24 protein-coding genes are annotated in these 21103 nt (G+C 68.2%); 7 read left to right on the top strand and 17 right to left on the bottom strand.

Annotated features, from left to right (window positions below; translation table 11 throughout):
- Positions 1-40 precede the first annotated feature (40 nt).
- The 6 genes from ACE3N6_RS05750 to ychF all read left to right on the top strand — a co-directional run bounded on the left by ACE3N6_RS05750 (position 41) and on the right by ychF (position 7728).
- Positions 41-544 (top strand): disulfide bond formation protein B, encoded by a 504-nt coding sequence (locus ACE3N6_RS05750; RefSeq protein WP_374244232.1) that lies wholly within the window; start codon positions 41-43, stop codon positions 542-544.
- Positions 545-889: 345 nt separating this feature from the next.
- Positions 890-2899: an FAD-dependent oxidoreductase gene (locus tag ACE3N6_RS05745; RefSeq protein WP_374244230.1), complete on the top strand. Its 2010-nt coding sequence runs from the start codon at positions 890-892 to the stop codon at positions 2897-2899.
- 187 nt (positions 2900-3086) lie between these two features.
- Positions 3087-4301 carry a nitrate/nitrite transporter gene (locus tag ACE3N6_RS05740; protein ID WP_374244229.1) on the top strand — a complete coding sequence of 405 codons (1215 nt, stop codon included), beginning with the start codon at positions 3087-3089 and terminating at the stop codon, positions 4299-4301.
- Positions 4302-4382: 81 nt separating this feature from the next.
- The gene (locus ACE3N6_RS05735) at positions 4383-6083 is read left to right on the top strand and encodes a protein phosphatase 2C domain-containing protein (RefSeq protein WP_374244228.1); all 1701 of its coding nucleotides are present in this window, start codon (positions 4383-4385) and stop codon (positions 6081-6083) included.
- A 54-nt stretch (positions 6084-6137) separates the two neighbouring features.
- Positions 6138-6476 (top strand): hypothetical protein, encoded by a 339-nt coding sequence (locus ACE3N6_RS05730; RefSeq protein WP_374244227.1) that lies wholly within the window; start codon positions 6138-6140, stop codon positions 6474-6476.
- A gap of 160 nt (positions 6477-6636) precedes the next feature.
- Positions 6637-7728, top strand: a complete 1092-nt coding sequence (gene ychF / locus ACE3N6_RS05725; RefSeq protein ID WP_374244226.1) for a redox-regulated ATPase YchF — start codon at positions 6637-6639, stop codon at positions 7726-7728.
- 74 nt (positions 7729-7802) lie between these two features.
- Here ychF and tatC read toward each other — a convergent pair whose 3' ends face one another.
- From tatC to hisB, 10 genes are all read right to left on the bottom strand, one after another.
- A complete protein-coding gene (gene tatC, locus ACE3N6_RS05720; RefSeq protein WP_374244225.1) occupies positions 7803-8540 on the bottom strand; it encodes a twin-arginine translocase subunit TatC in 738 nt (245 codons plus the stop codon).
- Entirely contained in the window at positions 8537-9055 is a 519-nt protein-coding gene (gene tatB, locus ACE3N6_RS05715) for a Sec-independent protein translocase protein TatB (RefSeq protein WP_374244224.1), read from the bottom strand. Before tatB ends, tatC begins: the two co-directional genes overlap by 4 nt.
- 100 nt (positions 9056-9155) lie before the next feature.
- Positions 9156-9374 (bottom strand): Sec-independent protein translocase subunit TatA, encoded by a 219-nt coding sequence (tatA, locus tag ACE3N6_RS05710; RefSeq protein WP_153162365.1) that lies wholly within the window; start codon positions 9372-9374, stop codon positions 9156-9158.
- 17 nt (positions 9375-9391) lie between these two features.
- Complete coding sequence (locus ACE3N6_RS05705) at positions 9392-9739, bottom strand: histidine triad nucleotide-binding protein (RefSeq protein WP_374244223.1); 348 nt, start codon at positions 9737-9739, stop codon at positions 9392-9394.
- A gap of 21 nt (positions 9740-9760) precedes the next feature.
- On the bottom strand, positions 9761-10087 hold the full coding sequence (locus ACE3N6_RS05700) for a phosphoribosyl-ATP diphosphatase (protein WP_374244222.1): 327 nt from the start codon (positions 10085-10087) through the stop codon (positions 9761-9763).
- The gene (hisI, locus tag ACE3N6_RS05695; RefSeq protein ID WP_374244221.1) at positions 10084-10488 is read right to left on the bottom strand and encodes a phosphoribosyl-AMP cyclohydrolase; all 405 of its coding nucleotides are present in this window, start codon (positions 10486-10488) and stop codon (positions 10084-10086) included. Before hisI ends, ACE3N6_RS05700 begins: the two co-directional genes overlap by 4 nt.
- Positions 10485-11243, bottom strand: coding sequence for an imidazole glycerol phosphate synthase subunit HisF (gene hisF, locus ACE3N6_RS05690; RefSeq protein ID WP_374244220.1), 759 nt, complete (start codon positions 11241-11243; stop codon positions 10485-10487). Before hisF ends, hisI begins: the two co-directional genes overlap by 4 nt.
- 3 nt (positions 11244-11246) lie before the next feature.
- The gene (gene hisA / locus ACE3N6_RS05685; RefSeq protein ID WP_374244219.1) at positions 11247-11993 is read right to left on the bottom strand and encodes a 1-(5-phosphoribosyl)-5-[(5-phosphoribosylamino)methylideneamino]imidazole-4-carboxamide isomerase; all 747 of its coding nucleotides are present in this window, start codon (positions 11991-11993) and stop codon (positions 11247-11249) included.
- 66 nt (positions 11994-12059) lie between these two features.
- Positions 12060-12698: an imidazole glycerol phosphate synthase subunit HisH gene (gene hisH, locus ACE3N6_RS05680; protein ID WP_374244218.1), complete on the bottom strand. Its 639-nt coding sequence runs from the start codon at positions 12696-12698 to the stop codon at positions 12060-12062.
- Entirely contained in the window at positions 12698-13285 is a 588-nt protein-coding gene (hisB, locus tag ACE3N6_RS05675) for an imidazoleglycerol-phosphate dehydratase HisB (protein WP_374244217.1), read from the bottom strand. The genes hisH and hisB overlap by 1 nt, the downstream gene beginning before the upstream one ends.
- Positions 13286-13395: 110 nt before the next feature.
- On the opposite strand from hisB, the gene hisC reads away from it, so the two are divergent.
- Complete coding sequence (gene hisC / locus ACE3N6_RS05670) at positions 13396-14478, top strand: histidinol-phosphate transaminase (RefSeq protein WP_374244216.1); 1083 nt, start codon at positions 13396-13398, stop codon at positions 14476-14478.
- 109 nt (positions 14479-14587) lie between these two features.
- Here the strand turns inward: hisC and hisD are convergent, their stop codons facing one another.
- Genes hisD through ACE3N6_RS05635 form a run of 7 tightly spaced genes read right to left on the bottom strand, consistent with a single transcriptional unit; the run spans position 14588 to position 21095 of the window.
- Positions 14588-15904: a histidinol dehydrogenase gene (gene hisD / locus ACE3N6_RS05665; protein WP_374244215.1), complete on the bottom strand. Its 1317-nt coding sequence runs from the start codon at positions 15902-15904 to the stop codon at positions 14588-14590.
- A complete protein-coding gene (gene hisG, locus ACE3N6_RS05660) occupies positions 15901-16545 on the bottom strand; it encodes an ATP phosphoribosyltransferase (RefSeq protein WP_374244214.1) in 645 nt (214 codons plus the stop codon). Before hisG ends, hisD begins: the two co-directional genes overlap by 4 nt.
- 53 nt (positions 16546-16598) lie before the next feature.
- Positions 16599-17867, bottom strand: coding sequence for an AAA family ATPase (locus ACE3N6_RS05655; RefSeq protein WP_374244213.1), 1269 nt, complete (start codon positions 17865-17867; stop codon positions 16599-16601).
- Positions 17868-17880: 13 nt separating this feature from the next.
- Complete coding sequence (gene murA, locus ACE3N6_RS05650) at positions 17881-19131, bottom strand: UDP-N-acetylglucosamine 1-carboxyvinyltransferase (protein WP_374244212.1); 1251 nt, start codon at positions 19129-19131, stop codon at positions 17881-17883.
- A 15-nt stretch (positions 19132-19146) separates the two neighbouring features.
- A complete protein-coding gene (locus ACE3N6_RS05645; RefSeq protein ID WP_374244211.1) occupies positions 19147-19401 on the bottom strand; it encodes a BolA family protein in 255 nt (84 codons plus the stop codon).
- 20 nt (positions 19402-19421) lie between these two features.
- Entirely contained in the window at positions 19422-20177 is a 756-nt protein-coding gene (locus tag ACE3N6_RS05640; protein ID WP_374244210.1) for an ABC transporter permease, read from the bottom strand.
- Positions 20178-20192: 15 nt separating this feature from the next.
- Positions 20193-21095: an ABC transporter ATP-binding protein gene (locus tag ACE3N6_RS05635; protein ID WP_374244208.1), complete on the bottom strand. Its 903-nt coding sequence runs from the start codon at positions 21093-21095 to the stop codon at positions 20193-20195.
- Between the last annotated feature and the right edge of the window lie 8 nt (positions 21096-21103).

The raw sequence follows: 21103 nt of genomic DNA, 5'->3' as shown, positions 1-21103 counted from the left end.
CCGGCTCCCATGGCGGCCGGCCCGCCCCTCCCGATTCCCCATGCCCACCCGCCCCTCCTTCCGCCTGCTCGCCCTTGCCCTCTTCGGGGTCTGCGCCAGCCTGCTCGCCGCCGGCCTCTACCTCCAGCACGTCCAGGGCATCGAGCCCTGCCCGATGTGCATCATGCAGCGCTACGCCCTGGCGGTGTGCGGCCTGATCGGGCTGCTCGCCGGGCTCCACAACCCGCGCCGGACGGGCCAGAACGCCTACGCCGCGCTGCTGGCGGTGGCGGCCCTGGCCGGCGGCGGCGTGGCCGCCCGCCAGTCGTGGATCCAGTGGTATCCGCCGGAGGTCTCGGAATGCGGCCCGGGCCTCGAGTACATGCTCGAGAGCTTTCCCCTCGCCTCGTCGCTGCCGATGATCTTCCGCGGCGCCGGCGACTGCTCGGTGGTGGACTGGACCTTCCTCCACCTCACCATCGCCAACTGGTCCTTCCTCGTCTTCGCGAGCATTCTCGGCGCGCTGATCGCCTACCTGACGCAGCGCACCAAAAGCATCTTCTGACCGACGCCCCACCGCGGGGCCCGACGCACTGCCAAGGTGCGCAGGCCTGCCCCGCGCACCGCACCGCCCCCTCCGAAAACCCCCGCGCTGCGGGGGTTTTCATTTCTGGCACACTCCATGCTTGATACAAATAATCCAATGCGGGCCTTCGGCGAAAACGGTTTTGCCGCACCGCCCGCAACCTGACCCCAGGTGCCAGTGCGCCAGCTCCTCCCGGATGCGGCGCCGCGCAAAGGCCAACGGCGGCCCCCCGCGCGATCAACGACGATCTCTCCTGCAAGGCTTACCGCCCGCTCCGGACGCACCCCGCACCCGGCCCGGGGAGAATCAATCGTCGGAGGAATCATGCGCAAACTCAAACTGGTCATGGTCGGCAACGGGATGGCGGGCGTCCGCACCCTCGAAGAGCTGCGCAAGCTGGCTCCGGAGATGTACGACATCACCGTTTTTGGCGCGGAGCCCCATCCGAACTACAACCGCATCCTGCTCTCCCCGGTGCTCGCCGGCGAGATGACCGTCCAGGACATCATCCTCAACGACCTGCAGTGGTACGCCGACAACGGCATCGACCTGCACCTGGGCGCCCGGGTCACCGAGATCGACCGCAAGAACCGCTGCGTCACCGCCATCGGCAAGGACGGCGCGCGGATCACCGTCGATTACGACCGACTGCTCCTGGCCACCGGCTCCACCCCCTTCATGCCGCCCATCCCGGGCAAGGACCTGCCGGGGGTGATCTCCTACCGGGACATCGAGGACACCGACGAGATGATCGACGCCGCGGCCCGGTACAAGCACGCGGTGGTGATCGGCGCCGGCCTGCTGGGGCTGGAGGCAGCCAACGGCCTCGCCCTGCGGGGCATGGACGTGACGGTGGTGCACCTCTCCGAGTGGATCATGGAGCGGCAGCTCGACCGCACCGCCGGCAAGCTGCTGCAGGCCGCGCTGGAGGCCAAGGGCATGAAGTTCCGGCTGAAGGCCCAGACCGCCGAACTGGTGAAGGGCGAGTCGGGCCGGGTGAGCGCGGTGAGGTTCCAGGACGGCACCCTCATCCCCGCCGACCTCGTGTGCGTGGCGGCCGGCGTCCGCCCGAACGTGACGCTCGCCGAACAGGCCGGCATCCACTGCAACCGCGGCATCGTCGTCACCGACACCCTGCAGACCTACGACCCGGCCATCTACGCGGTGGGCGAATGCGCCGCCCACCGGGGCACCGCCTACGGGCTGGTGGCGCCGCTCTTCGAGCAGGCCAAGGTGTGCGCCAACCACCTGGCGATGCACGGCATCGGCCGCTACGAGGGCTCGGTCACCAGCACCAAGCTCAAGGTCACCGGCATCGACGTGTTCTCGGCCGGCGACTTCTCGGGCGGCGAGGGCACCGAGGACATCGTCTTCAACGACCCCGGCATGGGCATCTACAAGCGCCTCGTGCTGAAGGACGACAAACTGGTGGGCGCGGTGCTCTACGGCGACACCAAGGATGGCGCCTGGTACTTCCAGCTGCTGAAGGACGGCCAGAACATCCACGCCATCCGCGACCATCTGGTGTTTGGCAACGCCCACCTGGACGACGCGGACCACACCGAGGCCAGCCCCTCGCCCGCCCCGCTCGAAGCCCCCCACGCCGGCCCGCGGGAAGGCGCCCTCTGCGGTTGCACCGACCGCACCCATGGCGAGGTACGCACGGCGATCCGCGAGCACAAGCTGCTGTCCGTCGCCCAAGCACAGCGCTTTCTCGGCTGGAAGACCCCCGACGGCTGCGCCACCTGCCGTCCCGCCCTCGATTACTACTGTCGCTCCAGCTGGCCCCACGAGACCACCGACGACCCCCAGCGCCGACTGGTCGAGGCGCACGCCGGCGACCCCGCCCCTGCAGCCACGGCGGGCGCGCCCACGGTGTTCACCTGCTCCGGCCAGGACCCGCGCTGCGCCGGCAGGCCCCACGCCACCGCGGTCGGCGCAAAGCTCGCGACCTTGCTCGACGGCGTGGTGGGCCCCCATCCCCTGGCGCTGGGCGTGTCCGGCTGCCGACAAGACTGCCCGAACTCAGCCGGCAAGGACGTCGGCGTGATCGGCCTGGAATCCGGCTACACCCTCTACATCGGCAGCGATGCCGCCACCGCCCGCCTCGTCTGCGACGTGAAGGACGACGACGCGGTGCTGGAATACAGCGGCGCCTTCATCCAGCTCTACCGGGAGGAAGCCTACTTCCTCGAACCCGCCGGGCAATACCTCGATCGCGTGGGCATGGATCAGGTCCGCCGCCAGGTGCTCGACGACCCCCATCGGCGCCGCGACCTCCACGCCCGGCTGCTCTTTGCGCAGCAGCGATACAAGGATCCGTGGCCCGCATGACGCGCCGACGTTTCAGGGCCGCCCACCGCGACGGCCTTTGACGATCACGCCCGGGGGCGGTGTCCGCTTCCAGGTGGTCTCCCCCACCGCCCCCGGCGCGTGCCCCGAACGCAGTTCAACGCCCGATCAAGTCCAGGCTGCGCCGAAGCAGCGCCGCCCAACCCAGTTCGTAATCAGGAGTCAAAAAATGGATCGCAAATCATTCCTCAAGGCCGGTCACACACCCACGCTGCTGGCCGCCTTCCTCTACTTCGACCTGGCCTTCATGGTGTGGGTGCTGCTCGGCCCCCTGGGCGTGCAGATCGCCAAGGACCTGGCCCTCGACCACACCCAGAAGGGCCTGATGGTCGCCACCCCGGTGCTCGCCGGCGCCCTCCTGCGGCTGGTGATGGGCGTGCTGGTGGACCACCTCAAGCCCAAGATGGCCGGCGCCATCGGTCAGGTCATCGTCCTGATCGCCCTCACCGTGGCCTGGCAGTTCGGCATCCACAGCTACGCCCAGGTGCTCACCCTGGGCCTGTTCCTCGGGGTGGCCGGCGCCTCCTTCGCGGTGGCCCTGCCGCTGGCGTCCCGCTGGTATCCGCCGGAGCACCAGGGCACCGCACTGGGCATCGCCGGCGCCGGCAACTCCGGCACGGCCCTGGCCGCCCTGTTCGGGCCGGGCCTCGCCGCCGCCTTCGGCTGGGTGAACGTCTTCGGGCTGGCGCTGATCCCGCTGTCCATCGTCTTCGTGCTGTACCTGGTGCTGGCCAAGGACGCGCCCGAGTGCCCGCCCGCCAAGTCCCTCACCGAATACCTCGCGGTGCTGCGCGACAAGGACGCCTGGTGGTTCATGTTCTTCTACTCGGTCACCTTCGGCGGCTTCGTCGGCCTGGCCTCCTCCCTCACCATCTACTTCAACACCCAGTATGGGCTCGACCCGAAGATGGCCGGCTTCTTCACCGCCGCCTGCGTGTTCGCCGGCAGCCTGGTGCGCCCCATCGGCGGCAACGTGGCCGACCGCATCGGCGGCATCAAGAGCCTGACCGCCATGTACGTGCTGGCCGCCCTCTTCCTCGCCATCGTCAGCTTTGGCCTGCCCGAAGCCTGGCAGGCCCTGGCGGTGTTCGTGTGCGCGATGCTGTCCCTGGGCATGGGTAACGGTGCGGTGTTCCAGCTGGTGCCCCAGCGCTTCCGCAAGGAGATCGGCGTGATGACCGGCCTGGTGGGCATGGCCGGCGGCGTCGGCGGCTTCTACCTCGCCTCCAGCCTGGGCTACAGCAAGCAGGCTACCGGCAGCTACCAGGCCGGCTTCCTGATCTTCGCCGCCCTGGCCATCGCCGCCCTGATCGGCCTCACCGCGGTCAAGCGTCGCTGGCGCACCACCTGGGGTGCCCCGCACCTCACCACCGCCCGGATCTGACATGATCGGGCGGAAGTAAGCCGCACGGAGTAGGGGCGAGCCCGCCCCCTCCCATCCCTCATCCCTCGCGCCTCTCCCAAAATGCCCCAACTCCAGGTCAGCCTCGGCTACTCCTCCCTCACCGGCCCCCGGCCGCGCAACGAGGATTTCTGCGGCGCCGTCACCCCCGAGGGCCCCGAGCTGGAGGCCAAGGGCATCCTGGCAGTGGTGGCCGACGGTGTCGGGGGCCACGCCAACGGCCGCGAAGCGTCGGAGTACACCGTCCGCGGCCTGCTCTCCGACTACTACGCCACCCCCGACACCTGGGCGGTCAACAAATCCCTCGACACCGTGCTGGGCGCCCTCAACCGCTGGCTGGTCGCCCACGCCGCGCGCACCCGCGAAACCGCCGGCATGGCCACCACCCTGTCGGCCATCGTGCTCCGCGGCCGGCGCTTCTACCTCGCCCACGTGGGCGACACCCGGATCTACCGCCTGCGCGGCGGGCAGCTCGAACAGCTCACCGCCGACCACGTGTGGGAGCACCCCGAACTCAAGAACGTCCTGTCCCGCGCGGTGGGCCTCGACGCCCACCTGCAGGTCGACTACGCCGACGGCGACCTGGAGCCCGGCGACGTCTTCGTCCTGATGAGCGACGGCGTGTGGGGCCAGCTCGGCGACCGCCGCATCGGCGAGGTCCTGAAGGCCGAAGCCGACCCCCAGGACGCCGCCGCCCGTCTGGCGATGGGCGCCGAAGACGGCGGCAGCCAGGACAACTGCACCGCCGTGGTGGTGCGCATCGACACCCTTCCGCCCGACCGCCTGCGCGACAACATCGCCCGGCTGCACCGCCTGCCGCTGCCCCCGCGCCTCAAGCCCGGCCAGGAGATCGACGGCCTCACCGTCGACGCCCTGCTCCACGAATCGGTCGCCACCCTGCTCTACCGGGTGCGCGACGCCCGCGGCCAATCCCGGGTGCTCAAGACGCTGCGCCCCGAGCACGGCGACGCCCAGGCCGCCGCCGCCCTCGCCCACGAGGAATGGCTGGCCCGGCGGGTGAACGACGCCTGGTTCCCCCAGGTCGTCCTCCACCCCGAGCGCAGCCACCTCTACTACCTGATGAGCTGGCACGCCGGCGCCACCCTCAAGGCCCGCCTCGAGAACGGCCACCGCTTCGGCACCGGCGAGGTGGCCGACCTGGGCACGCGCATCCTGAAAGGCCTCGCCAGCCTGCACCGGCTCTCCATCGTCCACCGCGACATCAAGCCCGACAACCTGCACCTGGACACCGAAGGCCGCCTGCGGGTGCTCGACCTGGGCGTCGCCGCCTCCGACGGCTCGACCGACGGCCAGCAGTTCGAGGAAATCAACAACCCCGGCACCCCCAGCTACATGGCGCCCGAACTCTTCGGCCCCAAGACCGTGGCCGCCAACGAGCAGACCGACCTCTACGCCGTCGGCGTCACCCTCTACGAACTGCTCACCCGCAAGTACCCCTACGGCGAGATCGAGCCCTTCCAGCACCCCCGCTTCGGCGACCCCGTCCCGCCCACCCGCTACCGGCCCGACATTCCTGCCTGGCTCGAGGCCGTGCTCCTGAAAGCCGTCGCCCGCGAGCCCAAGGCCCGCTTCGAGACCGCCGAAGAATTCCTGCTGGCCCTCGAACGGGGCGCCAACCGGCCGCTCACCGTGGCCCGCCGCTCACCGCTGCTCGAACGCGACCCACAGCTCGGCCTCAAGCTCCTCGCCGCCACCTCCCTCGTCCTGAACGTGCTCCTGATCTATCTGATGCTCATACGATAGAAGGGCTGCAGTGCGCGGCGCAGCCCGACGACCGGCCCCTCCCCACCGCCGCCGATGTCCGCCCCCGACCGGAGCCCATCCGCCCTTGAGCCGGCATACGGGCGCCGGGTCCTGCTGCTCATCGTACCGATCTCGCTGGCCGTCTCCTCGGCCCGCATCGCGCTCACCGTCGGCGTGGGCGAACAGGCGCTCGACCGGGGCGAGTTCCGGCTCGACTGCCAGCCCAAGGTCAACCTGCGGCTGGGCACCGTGACCGGCGTCGAGGCGCGCCTGCGCCGGGCGCATCCCACCGACCGCCAGCGCCTGCCCGGCCGCTTCCAGCCCCACATCGAAGGCCACCCCATAGCCAACGGCTCGGCCAGTGGGTGCTCGGCGAAGCCCTGCGGCAGATAGACCCATGGGCCGCCCGCGGCATCCACCTCCCGGTCAGCGTCAACATCGCCGGCGACCACCTCGACGCGGCACGCCCCCCTTTGGGTGAACCGAAAGCCGCTTTACAATAGCGGGTTTTCCGGCACGCTCGCCGGAAGCCTCTGAACATCAAAGGAATTCCATGGCTCTCCAATGCGGCATCGTCGGCCTGCCCAACGTCGGCAAATCGACCCTCTTCAATGCCCTCACCAAGGCCGGCATCGCCGCCGAGAACTACCCCTTCTGCACCATCGAGCCCAACGTCGGCATCGTTGAAGTGCCCGATCCCCGCCTCGACGCCCTCTCCGAGATCGTCAAGCCCCAGAAGATCCAGCCCGCCATCGTCGAATTCGTCGACATCGCCGGCCTCGTCGCCGGCGCCTCCAAGGGCGAAGGCCTGGGCAACCAGTTCCTGGCCAACATCCGCGAGACCGACGCCATCGTCAATGTGGTGCGCTGCTTCGACGACGAGAACGTCGTTCACGTGAACGGCAAGGTCGACCCCCTGGCCGACATCGAAACCATCGTCACCGAGCTGGCGCTGGCCGACATGGCCGCCGTCGAGAAGGCCATCCACCGCGAAAGCAAGAAGGCCCGCGCCGGCGACAAGGACGCCCAGAAGCTCATCGCCGTCCTCGAGAAGCTCATGCCGCACCTCAACGAAGGCCAGCCTGCCCGCACCCTCAAGCTCACCGACGACGAAAAGCTGCTCCTCAAGCCCCTGTGCCTGATGACCCTCAAGCCTGCCATGTACGTGGGCAACGTCACCGAAGACGGCTTCGAGAACAACCCCTACCTCGACCGCCTGCGCGAGCACGCCGCCAAGGAAGGCGCCCCGGTCGTCGCCCTGTGCGCCAAGATCGAAGCCGAACTCGCCGATCTCGACGACGAGGACAAGATGGCCTTCCTGGCCGACCTGGGCCTCGAAGAGCCCGGCCTCAACCGCCTGATCCGCGCCGGCTACCAGCTGCTCGGCCTGCAGACCTACTTCACCGCCGGGGTGAAGGAAGTCCGCGCCTGGACCATCCACGTTGGCGACACCGCCCCCCAGGCCGCCGGCGTGATCCACACCGACTTCGAGCGCGGCTTCATCCGCGCCCAGACCATCTCCTTCGACGACTTCATCGCCTACAAGGGCGAAGCCGGCGCCAAGGAAGCCGGCAAGATGCGCTCCGAAGGCAAGGACTACGTGGTAAAGGACGGCGACGTACTGAACTTCCTGTTCAACGTCTAGGCCAAAACGAAGGGCGCCCCGCGGGGCGCCCTGTCGGTATTGCACACTGGGCGCTGCGGCGCCCTTTGCCTTGCTCACTCGGGCAGCGCTTCGGGCTCGCGACGGGTGACGAAACGGGCCAGGAAGACCCCCAGCTCGTAGAGCAGGCACATCGGGATCGCCAGCAATAGCTGGGAGACCACATCCGGCGGGGTGACCACCGCGGCGATCACGAAGGCGCCCACGATCACGTAGGGCCGCGCCTCCTTCAGCTTGGCCACATCCACGATGCCCATCTTGGTGAGCACGATCACGAACACCGGCACCTCGAAGGTGATGCCGAAGGCCAGGAACATCGACATCACAAAGGCCAGGTACTGCTCGATGTCCGGCGCCGGGGTGATGCTCTTGGGCGCAAACTGGGCGATGAACTTGAACACCGTGCCGAACACGAAGAAATAGCAGAACGCCATCCCCGCCAGGAACAGGATCGTGCTGCCCACCACCAGCGGCAGGCCCAGGCGCTTCTCGTGGGCGTACAGGCCAGGCGCGATGAAGCACCAGGCTTGGTAGAGCACGAAAGGCAGCGCGACCACGAAGGCCACCAGCAGGGTGACCTTCATCGGCACGAAGAATGGCGTCACTACCCCGGTGGCGATCATCCGCGTCCCCTCGGGCAGGGCCTGCATCATCGGGTGGGCCAGGATGTCGTAGATATCGCCGGCCCAGGGCATCAGGCAGACGAAGACCGCCACCACGGCGACAACCGCCCGCAGCAGGCGGTCCCGCAGCTCGACGAGGTGGGAGATGAAGGAATCTTCCTGAGCGCTCATGACTTGGGATTCCTGGACGCTGCAGACTGGGCGCCGAAATCGAGCCCGATCTGGGGCTCCGGTGCGGCGGGCGCCGACGGCACCTGGGCCGTCTCAAACCCGGGCGGCGGCCCCGCGTGGGCATCGGCCTCGGCAAGCTGGCGATCCAGCAGCGCAGCCGCGTCCTGACCGGCCGGCGCCGGATCGGCGGGCGACTTGAGGCTGCTCTCCAGCTCGGCCACCGCCGACGAGGCCGACTGCACCGAGGCATTCACACCGCTCTCCACGCTCGCCAGCTCGCTGCGCACCGTGGTCTCGAAGGCCATCGCCGACTTGCGGGCCTCTTCCTGCAGGCGCTTCAACTCGTCGAGCTGCATCTCGCGGTTGATGTCCGACTTCACGTCGGAGACATAGCGCTGCAGCCGCCCCAGCAGGTGACCGGTAGTGCGCGCCACCTTGGGCAGCCTTTCGGGGCCGAGCACCAGCAGGGCCACGACCCCGATGACCACGAGTTCGGAAAAACCGATATCGAACATCCGCTTCGCCTAAGTTATCTGTATCGCCCGGCCCCCGGGGCCACAAACGAAAAAGGGGCGGCTGGATAGCGCCCCTTCCGCGCCGGCCGCGGGCCAGGCATCAGGACTTGCTCTTGTCCCGGGCTTCCGCGTCGATGGTCTGCTTGCCACCGTCGGCGATCTTCTGACTTGCATCGCCCTCGGCTTCACGCATGCCATCCTTGAAGCCTTTGACCGCACCGCCCAGATCCTGGCCGATGTTGCGCAGCTTCTTCGTGCCGAACACGAGCATGACGATGACCAGAACGATCAGCCAGTGCCAAATGCTGAAGGAACCCATTGAAATCTCCTGGAAAACTACCGTTTAAGCATCGGCCCGACCGGCTCCGGCCCACCCACGATGTGCATGTGCACATGCATGACTTCCTGCCCGCCGACGTGCCCTGTGTTGATGATGGACCGAAAGCCGTCGGGACTTCCTTGATCGACGGCAATCCGGTTGGCCAGCGCGAGCATGCGACCCAGCACCGGGATGTCCGCCTCGCCGGCGTGAGCCAGCGAGGCGATGTGCTTCTTCGGAATCACCAGCACATGAACGGGGCGCTGGGGCTGGATGTCCTTGAAAGCCAGCACCTCGTCGTCTTCGTAGACCTTCGCCGCGGGAATCTCGCCGCGCACGATACGGCAGAACAGGCAATCCTGCATGGGAATCGTTACCGTTGTTCGTCAGCTTGCAGTGCGGGCCTTCTTCTCGTCGATGCCCGAAACCCCTTCGCGGCGGCGGAACTCGGCCAGGACGTCGTCCACCGACAGGCCGAAGTGATGCAGCAGGATCATGGTGTGGAACCACACGTCGGTGACCTCCCAGACCACGTGCAGCAGATCCTTGTCCTTGGCGGCCATGATGGTCTCGGCGGCCTCTTCGGCGACCTTCTTGCAGATGGCGTCGGTGCCCTTGTGGAACAGGCCGGAAACGTAGGACGACTCAGGACTCGCGTCCTTGCGGGCAGCCAGCGTCTCGGACACCCGGTGCAGCACTTCGATATCGATCATTTGTAAATCTCCTTCGGGTCTTTCAGAACCGGATCGACCGCCTCCCAGCGGCCGTCGGCGAGGTATTTCTGGAAGAAGCAGCTGCGTCGCCCGGTGTGGCAGGCGATCCCGCCCACCTGCTCGATCTTCAGAAGCACCACGTCGTTATCGCAATCGATGCGGATCTCGCGGATCTTCTGGGTGTGGCCGGACTCTTCGCCCTTGTGCCACAGCTTGCCGCGGGACCGTGAAAAATAGACGGCTTCGCCGGTCTCGACCGTGCGCGCCAGGGCGTCGCGGTTCATCCAGGCGAACATCAGCACGTCGCCGGTGACGGCGTCCTGGGCGATGGCGGGGATCAGCCCATCCTTGTCCCAGGCGAGTTCATCCAGCCAGGCGTTGGAACCAGGCGCGGCGCTCACAGGCGCACCTCGATACCGCGGGCGCGCATCAGCGCCTTGGCTTCGCGTACGGTGTGGTCGCCGAAGTGGAAGATGCTGGCGGCCAGCACGGCATCCGCACGGCCCAGGGTGACGCCGTCGGCGAGGTGATCGAGGCTGCCCACGCCGCCGCTGGCGATGACGGGAATCGAGATGGCGTCCGACACCGCGCGGGTCAGGCCCAGGTCGAAGCCGTTCTTGGTGCCGTCCCGGTCCATGCTGGTGAGGAGGATCTCGCCGGCGCCAAGCTCGGCCACCTTCTGGGCCCACTCGACGGCGTCGAGGCCGGTGCGGTTGCGCCCGCCGTGGGTGAAGACCTCCCACTTGCCCGGCGCGACCTGCTTGGCGTCGATGGCGACCACGATGCACTGGCTGCCCACCTTGTGGGCGGCGTCGGCCACCACCTGCGGGTTATTGACCGCCGCGGTGTTGATACTGACCTTGTCCGCGCCGGCGTTGAGCAGGCGCCGTACGTCGTCGACGGTGCGCACGCCGCCGCCGACGGTAAGCGGGATGAAGACCTGCTCGGCCACCTGCTCGACCACGTGCAGGATGATGTTGCGGTCGTCGGAACTGGCGGTGATGTCGAGGAAGGTGATCTCGTCGGCGCCCTGCTCGTCGTAGCGGCGGGCCACTTCGACCGGATCGCCGGCATCCCGCAGCTCAAGGAAATTGACGCCCTTGACCACGCGGCCGGCGTTCACATCGAGGCAGGGGATGATGCGTTTGGCGAGCATGAGTCAGGCGGCCCCGTTGAGGGCGTCGGCGCGAGCCTGGGCGGCGCCGAAATCGAGGGTGCCTTCGTAGATCGCCCGGCCGGTGATGGCCCCGGTCACGCCTTCGGATTCGACGGCGCACAGGGCTTCCACGTCGGCGAGGGTGGCGATGCCGCCGCTGGCGATGACCGGGATGCGCAGCGCCTGGGCGAGCTTGACGGTAGCTTCGATGTTCACGCCGGAGAGCATGCCGTCGCGGCCGATGTCGGTGTAGATCACGCCTTCGACGCCGTAGTCCTCGAACTTCTTGGCGAGGTCGACGACATCGTGGCCGGTGAGCTTGGACCAGCCATCCACCGCCACCTTGCCGTCCTTGGCGTCGAGGCCGACGATGATGTGGCCGGCGAAGGCGCTGCAGGCGTCGTGCAGGAAGCCCGGGTTCTTGACCGCGGCGGTGCCGATGATGACGTAGGTGAGGCCCGCGTCAAGGTAGCGCTCGATGGTGTCGAGGTCGCGGATGCCGCCGCCCAGCTGGACGGGGATCTCGTCGCCGACTTCCTCGAGGATGGCCTTGATGGCGGCTTCGTTCTTCGGCTTGCCGGCAAAGGCGCCGTTGAGGTCCACCAGATGCAGGCGACGTGCCCCCTGCTCGACCCAGTGACGGGCCATGGCACGGGGGTCTTCGGAGAAGACCGTGGCGGCATCCATTTCGCCTTGCTTAAGGCGCACGCAGTGACCGTCCTTGAGGTCGATGGCGGGAATCAGCAGCATAGGAAGAAGTGCGGTAAGAGGGGGAACGGAACGACGGGGTGAAGTTGGCGACCCATGGGAGGCGTCTCAGGGCTTCCAGGACATGAAGTTCGACAGCAGCTGCAGGCCGGCCTGCGCGCTCTTTTCCGGGTGGAACTGGACGGCGAAGATATTAGCCTGCGCTACCGCCCCGGTAAAGGGGATGCCGTAGTCGGTGGTCGCCGCGACGATGGCCGGATCGGCGGGGTCGACGTAGTAGCTGTGCACGTAGTAGAAGCGGGCACCGTCGGGGATGCCGGCCCACAGGGGGTGGGCCTGCTTCTGCCAGACTTCGTTCCAGCCCATGTGGGGCACCTTCAGGCGGGCGCCGTCGGCGGCCACCATCCGGTCGGCCGGAAAGCGCCGCACTTCGCCCTTGAAGATGCCGAGGCCGGGCACGTTGCCCTCCTCGCTGTGGTCGAAGAGCATCTGCTGACCGATGCAGATGCCCAGGAAAGGCTTGCTCCGCGCGGCTTCGAGCACCGCCGGACGCAGGTGGCGGGCGTCCAGCTCGCGCATGCAGTCGGGCATCGCGCCCTGGCCGGGAAAGACCACGCGATCCGCCGACAGCACTTCGGCCGGATCGGCGGTGACGACCACGCTGGCCCCGGTGGCGACGTGCTCGATGGCCTTGGCCACCGAACGCAGGTTGCCCATGCCGTAATCGATGATGGCGACCTTGCTCATCACAGCGCTCCCTTCGTGGAGGGCACCACGCCGGCCTGGCGCGGATCCGGCGTCACCGCCATGCGCAGCGCGCGGCCGAAGGCCTTGAAGGCGGTCTCGCACTGGTGGTGCGCGTTGCGGCCCTTGAGGTTGTCGATGTGCAGGCTGACCCCGGCGTGATTGACGAAGCCCTGGAAGAACTCGTACACCAGCTGGGTGTCGAGGGCGCCGATCATGGCGGCGGTGAAGGGAATGTCGAACTCCAGCCCCGGGCGGCCGGACAGATCCACCACCACGCGGGAGAGGGCTTCATCGAGCGGCACGTAGGCGTGGCCGTAGCGGGTCAGGCCCTTCTTGTCGCCCACCGCCTTCGCAAAGGCCTGGCCGAGGGTGATGCCCACGTCTTCCACGGTGTGATGCCCGTCGATGTGCAGATCGCCGACGGCTTCGATCTCGAGATCGAAGGCGCCGTGACGGGCGATCTGGTCGAGCATGTGGTCGAAGAAACCGATGCCGGTGTTGAGCTGGCTGTTGCCCGAACCGTCCAGGTCGAGCTTGACCCGGATCTTGGTCTCGAGGGTATCGCGGGAGATTTCGGCTTGCCGCATTGGGGGTTTTCCAGGAGAAACGGTCGAAACGAGGTAATCGGAACGGCCATGATAGCATTTCACGTTTTCACCGTCCCTTGCGGCGCACAAGCCGCCCGAGCCGATCCGCCATGAGCCGCTTCTGGAGCCCCGTCGTTCACGGCCTGACCCCGTATGTTCCGGGCGAGCAGCCCAAGCTCGCCAACCTGGTCAAGCTCAACACCAACGAGAACCCCTACCCGCCCAGCCCCCGCGTGCTGGCCGCCATCCACGCCGAACTGGGCGCCGACGCCGACCGCCTGAAGCTCTACCCCGACCCCCTCGGGAGCCAGCTGAAGGTCGCCGTCGCCCGCCATTTCGACGTGCCGGCCGAGTGGGTGTTCGTGGGCAACAGCTCCGACGAGGTGCTGGCCCACACCTTCCAGGCGCTGCTCAAGCACGACAAGCCGCTGCGCTTCCCCGACATCACCTACAGCTTCTACCCGGTGTACTGCGGGCTGTACGGCATCGACTACCGCGCCGTGCCGCTGGCCGACGACTTCTCGATCCGCGTCGACGACTACCTCGCGGGCGACGTCGGCGCGGTGATCTTCCCCAACCCCAACGCCCCCACCGGCCGCCTGCTGCCGCTGGCCGAGGTCGAGCGCCTGGCCGCCGCGCTGCCGGATGCGCCCATCGTGATCGACGAGGCCTACGTGGATTTCGGCGGGCTCGACGCGATCCCCACCGCGGTGGCGCTGATCCGCAGGCACCCGAACATCCTGGTCACCCAAACCCTGTCCAAGTCGCGCTCGCTGGCGGGCCTGCGGGTGGGCTTCGCCATCGGGCAGCCCGAGCTGATCGAGGCCCTCACCCGGGTCAAGGACAGCTTCAACTCCTACCCGCTGGATCGCCTCGCCCTGGTGGGCGCCAGCGCGGCGATGGACGACGAGGCGTGGTTCGACGAGACCCGCCGCAAGGTGATCGCCAGCCGCGAGCGCCTCACCGCCGATCTGGCCGGGCTGGGCTTCGAGGTGCTGCCGTCGGCCGCCAACTTCGTGTTCGCCCGCCACCCGGGCCACGACGCCGCCGCCCTGTCGGCCCGCCTGCGGGAGCGCAGCATCATCGTGCGCCACTTCAAGGCGGCGCGGATCGACCAGTTCCTGCGCATCACGGTGGGCACGGACGAACAGTGCGACCTGCTGGTGACGGCGCTGAAGGCCATCCTGGGCTGACGCCTCCGCCCCCCGGACAACAAAAAGCCGCGTTCAAGGACGCGGCTTTTTGTTGTTGCGGCGAAACCTATCGAATGATTCGACAGGTTTGATCGAATCATTCGATCGATCAGCCCTTCAGACGCATCTCCGCCGAGCGGGCGTGGGCCTGCAGCCCCTCCCCGTGGGCGAGGATCGAGGCGACCTTGCCCAGGGTCTGGGCGCCGACCTCCGACACCTCGATGAGGCTGGTGCGCTTCTGGAAGTCGTACACCCCCAGCGGGCTGGAGAAGCGCGCGCTGCGCATGGTGGGCAGCACGTGGTTGGGGCCGGCGCAGTAGTCGCCCAGCGCCTCGACCGAGTGGTGGCCGATGAAGATGGCGCCGGCGTGGCGGATCTTCTCCACCCACGGGCCCGGCTCGGCGAGGGACAGCTCCAGGTGTTCCGGTGCGATCCGGTTGGCGATCTCGCAGGCTTCGGCCAGATCGCGCACCCGCACCAGCGCACCGCGGTTCTTGAGGGACGTGGCGATGGTTTCGCGGCGGGGCATCTCGGGCAGCAGCTTCGCGATGCTGGCCTCGACGCGGCCGATGAAGGTTTCGTCGGTGCACAGCAGGATGGACTGGGCAAGCTCGTCGTGCTCGGCCTGGGCGAAGAGATCCATCGCCACCCAGTCCGGGTTGCCGGAGCCGTCGGAGACGATCAGCACTTCGGACGGGCCGGCCACCATGTCGATGCCGACGGTGCCGAACACCCGGCGCTTGGCGCTCGCCACGTAGGCGTTGCCGGGGCCGACGATCTTGTCCACCTGCGGGATGGTCGCGGTGCCGTAGGCCAGCGCGGCCACGGCCTGGGCGCCGCCGATGGTGAACACCCGGTCGACGCCGGTGATCGCCGCGGCGGCCAGCACCAGCGGGTTCTTCTCGCCGCGCGGGGTGGGCACGACCATGATGAGTTCGCCCACGCCGGCCACCTTGGCCGGGATGGCGTTCATCAGCACCGAGCTGGGATAAGACGCCCGGCCGCCCGGCACGTACAGGCCGACGCGATCCAGCGGGTTGACCTGCTGGCCAAGACGGGTGCCGCGCATGGCGGGGTCGTCTTCGGTGTAGCTCCAGGATTCGAGGCGCTGGCGCTCGTGGTAGCTCCGCACGCGGGCGGCGGCGGCTTCCAGCGCGGCGCGCTGCTCGGCGGGCAGGCCGGCCAGCGCGGCGTCGAGTTCGGCGCGGGGCAGCTCGAGGGCGGCCATGTCGGCCACGTCGAGGCGATCGAAGCGACGGGTGAACTCGACCACCGCCGCGTCGCCATCGCGGCGCACGGCGGCGAGGATGTCGGCGACGGCCTGCTCGATGGCCGCGTCGGTGCCGCTCTCGAAGGCCAGCAGGGCGTCGAGGGTGGCGGCGAAGCCGGGTTCGGCGGACGACAGGCGGCGGATCTGCTCGCTCATGGCTTGATGGCTCCGGCAAAGGCTTCCAGCACGGGCTGGATGAGTTCGCGCTTCAGCTTGAGGGAGGCCTGATTGACCACCAGCCGGGAGCTGATGGGCATGATGTCCTCGACCTCGACCAGGTTGTTGGCCTTGAGGGTGCCGCCGGTGGAGACCAGATCGACGATGGCGTCGGCGAGGCCGACCAGCGGGGCAAGTTCCATCGAGCCGTACAGCTTGATGAGATCGACGTGCATGCCCTTGGCGGCGAAGTGGGCCTTGGCGGCATTGACGTACTTGGTGGCCACGCGGATGCGCGCGCCGCGCTTGACCGCCGCGGCGTAGTCGAACTCCCTGGGCACCGCCACGCACAGCCGGCACTTGGCGATGTTCAAGTCCAGCGGCTGGTACAGGCCGGCGCCGCCGTGCTCGATCAGCACGTCCTTGCCGGCGATGCCGAGGTCCGCGGCGCCGTACTGGACGTAGGTCGGCGTGTCGGTGGCGCGCACGATGACGAGGCGCACGTCCGGCCGGTTGGTGCCGATGATGAGCTTGCGGGACGACTCGGGGTTGTCGGTCGGCGTGATCCCGGCGGCGGCGAGCAGCGGCAGGGTTTCTTCGAAGATTCGGCCCTTCGAAAGGGCAAGCGTGATGCCGTTCAAGGTGATGATCTGTCTGAGCAAAAAGTGATTTTAGCCGATCGCGGGGCTGCCCGTCAGTCGGCCGCGGTGCCGGCCGGCCCGGCGGGCGGCGGCAGATCGAAGCGGGCGAAGGCGTCGAGCGGGGTGCGGGCCTTGAGCAGCCGCTCCTGCACCGCTGCCGGCGACAGCACGCCTTCGGGCAGCGCGGCGGCAAAGGCGGCGGCCAGCGCCGGGTCGTCGTGGAACTTGCGGAACATGCCTGCCAGTTGATGCCGGTCGCAGGGGCCAAGTTCCATCCGGAAGTCGATCCGGCCCGAGCGCACCAGCGCTTGGTCGAGGGTTTCCGGGTGGTTGGTGGTCATGAAGACCACCGAACCTTCGTGGGCGGCGACGCCATCCAGCGCGTTGAGGAAGCCCGAGAACGATAGCTTGACCTGCTGGCTCTGCTGTTCGCGCTGGCGGAAGAAGGCGTCCACGTCTTCGATGAGGATGATCGAGCGCGGCGGCACGCTGGCCAGCAGGCTGCCGATCTTGTCGTCGGTGATGCCCGACGCGGCCAGCGACAGGCTGCACACGTTGAGCCGCATCTCGGAGGCCAGCGCGGTGACGAGGGAGGTCTTGCCGGTGCCCGGCGCGCCGTACAGCAGGTAACCGCGCCGCCAGGGGATGCCCAGGTCGTCGTAGCGGGCCTTGTCGGCGAAGAAGCGGCCCAGGTCGGCCAGGATCTGCTCGGTCTGCCCGGCCTTGAGCACGATGGAGGCGAGCCGGCGGTTGTTGCCCAGCCGCGCCCGCGACCAGTCGCCGTGGGTGTAGGGGTTGGGGATGTAGATGGCGATCTTGTCGAGTTCGCGGGCCACGCGCGCGTCGATGGCGGCGTGGATGAAGGCTTCCAGCACCGACTTGTCGCGCCCGAAGCACGACAGCGCGATCTTCTCGAAGATGGTCTGGCCGACGCTCACCTCGCGGCGCATCCACATCAGCCGGCCATCGAGCCAGAAGAGGTGAAAGCCCTCGGCCGGCGACAGGAAGGCCCGCGGGCGCACGCCCTGGCGCAGGTCGTCGGCGAGGCTCTGGTAGGCGTCGGATTCTTTCACCGCGTGCACGGTGAACTGGTTGATCCGGCGCAGCACGTCGCGGGCGTGCATGTACTCGACGACGGTGGGGAAGAGGATCTCGTCGCGGTTGTCGACGGTGACGGTGGACACGACATAGCGGCTGAGGAAGCGCAGCGCCGACGGCAGCGCATCCTTCAGCCAGTAGGCCGCGGCCCCCAGCAGGCCCAGGGCGAGCCCGCCGGAGAACACCGGGTTGCTGCCCGCCAGTGAAACGATCCACGCTTCCATGGCGGGCGGCGTGTCAGCTCAGGCGGCGGACGTTGGCGCCCAGCGCCGCGAGCTTGGCTTCGAGCTTCTCGTAGCCGCGATCCAGGTGGTAGATGCGCTCGACGGTGGTTTCCCCTTCGGCCACCAGGCCGGCGATGATGAGGCTGGCGGAGGCGCGCAGGTCGGTGGCCATCACGGTGGCGCCCTGCAGGCGCGGCACGCCCTTCACGAAGGCGGTGTTGCCGTCGATCTTGATGTCGGCGCCCAGGCGCTGCAGCTCGACCGCGTGCATGAAGCGGTTTTCAAAAATGGTCTCGCGGATCACCGCCGTGCCGTCGGCCACCGCGTTGAGGGCCATGAACTGGGCCTGCATGTCGGTGGGGAAGGCCGGGTAGGGGGCGGTGCGCAGGCTCACGGCGTTGAGGCGGGCCGGGGCGGTGAGGCGGATGGCGTCGCGCTCGGTGACGATCTCGCAGCCGGCGTCCATCAGCTTGTCGATGACGGCGTCGAGGTAGCTGCCGGAGGTTTGCGTGAGACGCACTTCGCCGCCGGTGACGGCCGCGGCGCACAGGTAGGTGCCGGTCTCGATGCGGTCGGGCATCACCCGGTAGGTGGCGCCGTGGAGGGCCTTGACGCCGCGGATGCGGATCACGTCGCCGCCGGCACCGGAGATCTGGGCGCCCATCGCCACCAGGCAGTTGGCCAGGTCGACGACTTCGGGTTCGCGGGCGGCGTTCTCGATGACGGTCTCGCCGTCGGCCAGACACGCGGCCATCATCAGGTTCTCGGTGCCGGTGACGGTGACCATGTCGGTGAAGATGCGGGCGCCCTTGAGGCGCGGCACGCGGGCGTGGACGTAGCCGTGCTCGACCTTCACGTCGGCGCCCATGGCCTGCAGGCCCTTGATGTGCTGATCCACCGGGCGGGCGCCGATCGCGCAGCCGCCGGGCAGGCTCACGCGGGCCTCGCCGAAGCGGGCCACCAGCGGGCCCAGCACGAGGATCGAGGCGCGCATGGTCTTGACCATCTCGTAGGAGGCGACCGGGTTGTTCACGCCGCCGGCGTCGAGGGTGACGCTGTCGCCGTCGCGGGTGACCTTGACGCCCATCTGCTCGAGCAGGCGCAGCAGCGTGCCGATGTCGTTGAGGCGCGGCACGTTGGTGAAGGTGACCGGCTCGGTGGTGAGCAGCGCGGCGCAGAGGATCGGCAGCGCGGCGTTCTTGGCGCCGGAAATGGCGATCTCGCCGGACAGGCGGGCGCCGCCGGCAATCAAAAGTTTATCCATCGACAGTGCGGGCGGTCAGCCCAGTTCCTTCTGAAATTCGGCCCATTGGGCGGGGGTGTAGGTGTTGAGCTGGAGGGCGTGGATCTCGTTGCCCATCAGCTTGCCGAGGGTGGCGTAGACGGCCTGGTGCTGGCGCACCTTGGTCTTGCCCTCGAAGGCGGCGCTCACGACGATGCCGGAGAAGTGGACCCCGTCGTCGCCTTCGATCTGGAGGAACTCGCAGTCGAGGCCGGCGACGATCAGCCGTTCGATTTCACGTGCGTCAAACATCATTCGATCCTTGGGGTGAATCAGGCGCGCAGCTTGTAACCGCGGGCCAGCATCTGCAGGACGACCGCCGCGAGCACGACGAAGCAGGCGGTCACGACGCTGATGCTGGTCCACGGCGACACGTCGGACACGCCGAAGAAGCCGTAGCGGAAGCCGTCAATCATGAAGAAAAACGGGTTGAAATGCGATACACCCTGCCAGAAAACGGGCAGGGAATGTATCGAATAGAAGACGCCCGACAACATGGTGAGCGGCATGATGAGGAAGTTCTGGAAGGCGGCGAGCTGGTCGAACTTGTCGGCCCAGATGCCGGCGATCACCCCCAGGCTGCCCAGGAAGGCGCCGCCCAGCAGGGTGAAGGCGACGATCCAGCCGGGCTGGGCGACGTTGAACGACACGAAGGCCAGCGACACCGCCAGCACGCCCAGCCCGCAGGCGGCGCCGCGCAGCACCGCGGCGATCACGTAGGCGGCGTAGAACTCCCGATACGAGATGGGCGGCAGCAGCACGAACACGATGTTGCCGGTGATCTTGCTCTGGATGAGGGACGAGGAGCTGTTGGCGAAGGCGTTCTGGAGCACCGTCATCATCACCAGCCCGGGCACCAGGAAGGCGGTGTAGCTGACACCCGGGAAGGGCTGGACGTGATCCTCCAGCACATGCCCGAAGATCAGCAGGTAGAGCACCGCGGTGAGCACCGGCGAGAGCACGGTCTGGAAACCGACCTTCCAGAAGCGCAGGCACTCTTTGTAGAGCAGGGTCTTGAAACCTTCCATGATGTCGGCTCGCGGCTAGTTCTGGTTCATGATGCCGACGAAGACCTGCTCCATGTCGGGCTTGCCGAGGGCCATGTCGACGATGCTGCCGCCCGCCGAGCGCACGCCGTCGAGCAACCCAGCCACCTCGTCGAAGCTGTCGAAGCCGAAGGCGAGCTTTGCGCCGTCGGCCCGGGCGACGCGTGCGGCCAGGGGCGCCGGCAGCACGATGGGCGCGGCGAGGCTGACGGTGAGGGTGTGGCTGGCGAAGCGCTGCAGGAGGTTGGCGGTGGTGTCGAGGGCGACGACGCGGCCGGTCTTGAGCATGGCGATGCGCCCGCACAGGGTTTCGGCCTCTTCGAGGTAGTGGGTGGTGAGGACGATGGTGTGGCCGTCCTGGTTGAGCTTGCGGATGAACTGCCACAGGCCCTGGCGCAGCTCCACGTCGACGCCGGCGGTGGGCTCGTCGAGGACGATCACCGGCGGACGGTGCACCAGCGCCTGGGCCACCAGGGCGCGCCGCTTCATGCCGCCGGAGAGCATGCGCATGTTGGCGTTGGCCTTGGGGGTGAGATCCAGGTGGTGGAGGATCTCGTCGATCCAGTCGTCGTTGCGCTTGAGCCCGAAGTAGCCGGACTGGATGCGCAGCATCTCGCGCACCGAGAAGAACGGGTCGAAGACCAGCTCCTGGGGCACCACGCCCAGGGCCAGGCGGGCGGCGCGGTAGTCGCGCACCACGTCGTGGCCCATCACCTCGAGGGTGCCGGTGTCGGGCCGGGCGAGGCCGGCGAGGCAGGAGATGAGGGTGGTCTTGCCGGCGCCGTTGGGGCCCAGCAGGCCGAAGAACTCACCCTGGCCGACCTCCAGGTCGATGCCGGCGAGCGCCTGCAGCGCGCGGAAACGCTTGGTGACGCCGGCAATGCGGATCGCAGGGCTCATGGAGGAAA

The sequence above is a fragment of the Zoogloea sp. genome (assembly GCF_041904905.1).
Classification (GTDB): Bacteria; Pseudomonadota; Gammaproteobacteria; order Burkholderiales; family Rhodocyclaceae; genus Zoogloea.
Note: the sequence above shows the minus strand (reverse complement) of the source record. Positions and strands in the feature narration are given on the sequence as shown.

Coding starts and splice junctions, on each gene's coding strand:
- ACE3N6_RS05750 (WP_374244232.1), top strand. CDS start 41: ATGCCCACCCGCCCCTCCTTCCGCCTGCTCGCCCTTGCCCTCTTCGGG.
- ACE3N6_RS05745 (WP_374244230.1), top strand. CDS start 890: ATGCGCAAACTCAAACTGGTCATGGTCGGCAACGGGATGGCGGGCGTC.
- ACE3N6_RS05740 (WP_374244229.1), top strand. CDS start 3,087: ATGGATCGCAAATCATTCCTCAAGGCCGGTCACACACCCACGCTGCTG.
- ACE3N6_RS05735 (WP_374244228.1), top strand. CDS start 4,383: ATGCCCCAACTCCAGGTCAGCCTCGGCTACTCCTCCCTCACCGGCCCC.
- ACE3N6_RS05730 (WP_374244227.1), top strand. CDS start 6,138: ATGTCCGCCCCCGACCGGAGCCCATCCGCCCTTGAGCCGGCATACGGG.
- ychF (WP_374244226.1), top strand. CDS start 6,637: ATGGCTCTCCAATGCGGCATCGTCGGCCTGCCCAACGTCGGCAAATCG.
- tatC (WP_374244225.1), bottom strand. CDS start 8,540: ATGAGCGCTCAGGAAGATTCCTTCATCTCCCACCTCGTCGAGCTGCGG.
- tatB (WP_374244224.1), bottom strand. CDS start 9,055: ATGTTCGATATCGGTTTTTCCGAACTCGTGGTCATCGGGGTCGTGGCC.
- tatA (WP_153162365.1), bottom strand. CDS start 9,374: ATGGGTTCCTTCAGCATTTGGCACTGGCTGATCGTTCTGGTCATCGTC.
- ACE3N6_RS05705 (WP_374244223.1), bottom strand. CDS start 9,739: ATGCAGGATTGCCTGTTCTGCCGTATCGTGCGCGGCGAGATTCCCGCG.
- ACE3N6_RS05700 (WP_374244222.1), bottom strand. CDS start 10,087: ATGATCGATATCGAAGTGCTGCACCGGGTGTCCGAGACGCTGGCTGCC.
- hisF (WP_374244220.1), bottom strand. CDS start 11,243: ATGCTCGCCAAACGCATCATCCCCTGCCTCGATGTGAACGCCGGCCGC.
- hisA (WP_374244219.1), bottom strand. CDS start 11,993: ATGCTGCTGATTCCCGCCATCGACCTCAAGGACGGTCACTGCGTGCGC.
- hisH (WP_374244218.1), bottom strand. CDS start 12,698: ATGAGCAAGGTCGCCATCATCGATTACGGCATGGGCAACCTGCGTTCG.
- hisB (WP_374244217.1), bottom strand. CDS start 13,285: ATGCGGCAAGCCGAAATCTCCCGCGATACCCTCGAGACCAAGATCCGG.
- hisC (WP_374244216.1), top strand. CDS start 13,396: ATGAGCCGCTTCTGGAGCCCCGTCGTTCACGGCCTGACCCCGTATGTT.
- hisD (WP_374244215.1), bottom strand. CDS start 15,904: ATGAGCGAGCAGATCCGCCGCCTGTCGTCCGCCGAACCCGGCTTCGCC.
- ACE3N6_RS05655 (WP_374244213.1), bottom strand. CDS start 17,867: ATGGAAGCGTGGATCGTTTCACTGGCGGGCAGCAACCCGGTGTTCTCC.
- murA (WP_374244212.1), bottom strand. CDS start 19,131: ATGGATAAACTTTTGATTGCCGGCGGCGCCCGCCTGTCCGGCGAGATC.
- ACE3N6_RS05645 (WP_374244211.1), bottom strand. CDS start 19,401: ATGTTTGACGCACGTGAAATCGAACGGCTGATCGTCGCCGGCCTCGAC.
- ACE3N6_RS05640 (WP_374244210.1), bottom strand. CDS start 20,177: ATGGAAGGTTTCAAGACCCTGCTCTACAAAGAGTGCCTGCGCTTCTGG.
- ACE3N6_RS05635 (WP_374244208.1), bottom strand. CDS start 21,095: ATGAGCCCTGCGATCCGCATTGCCGGCGTCACCAAGCGTTTCCGCGCG.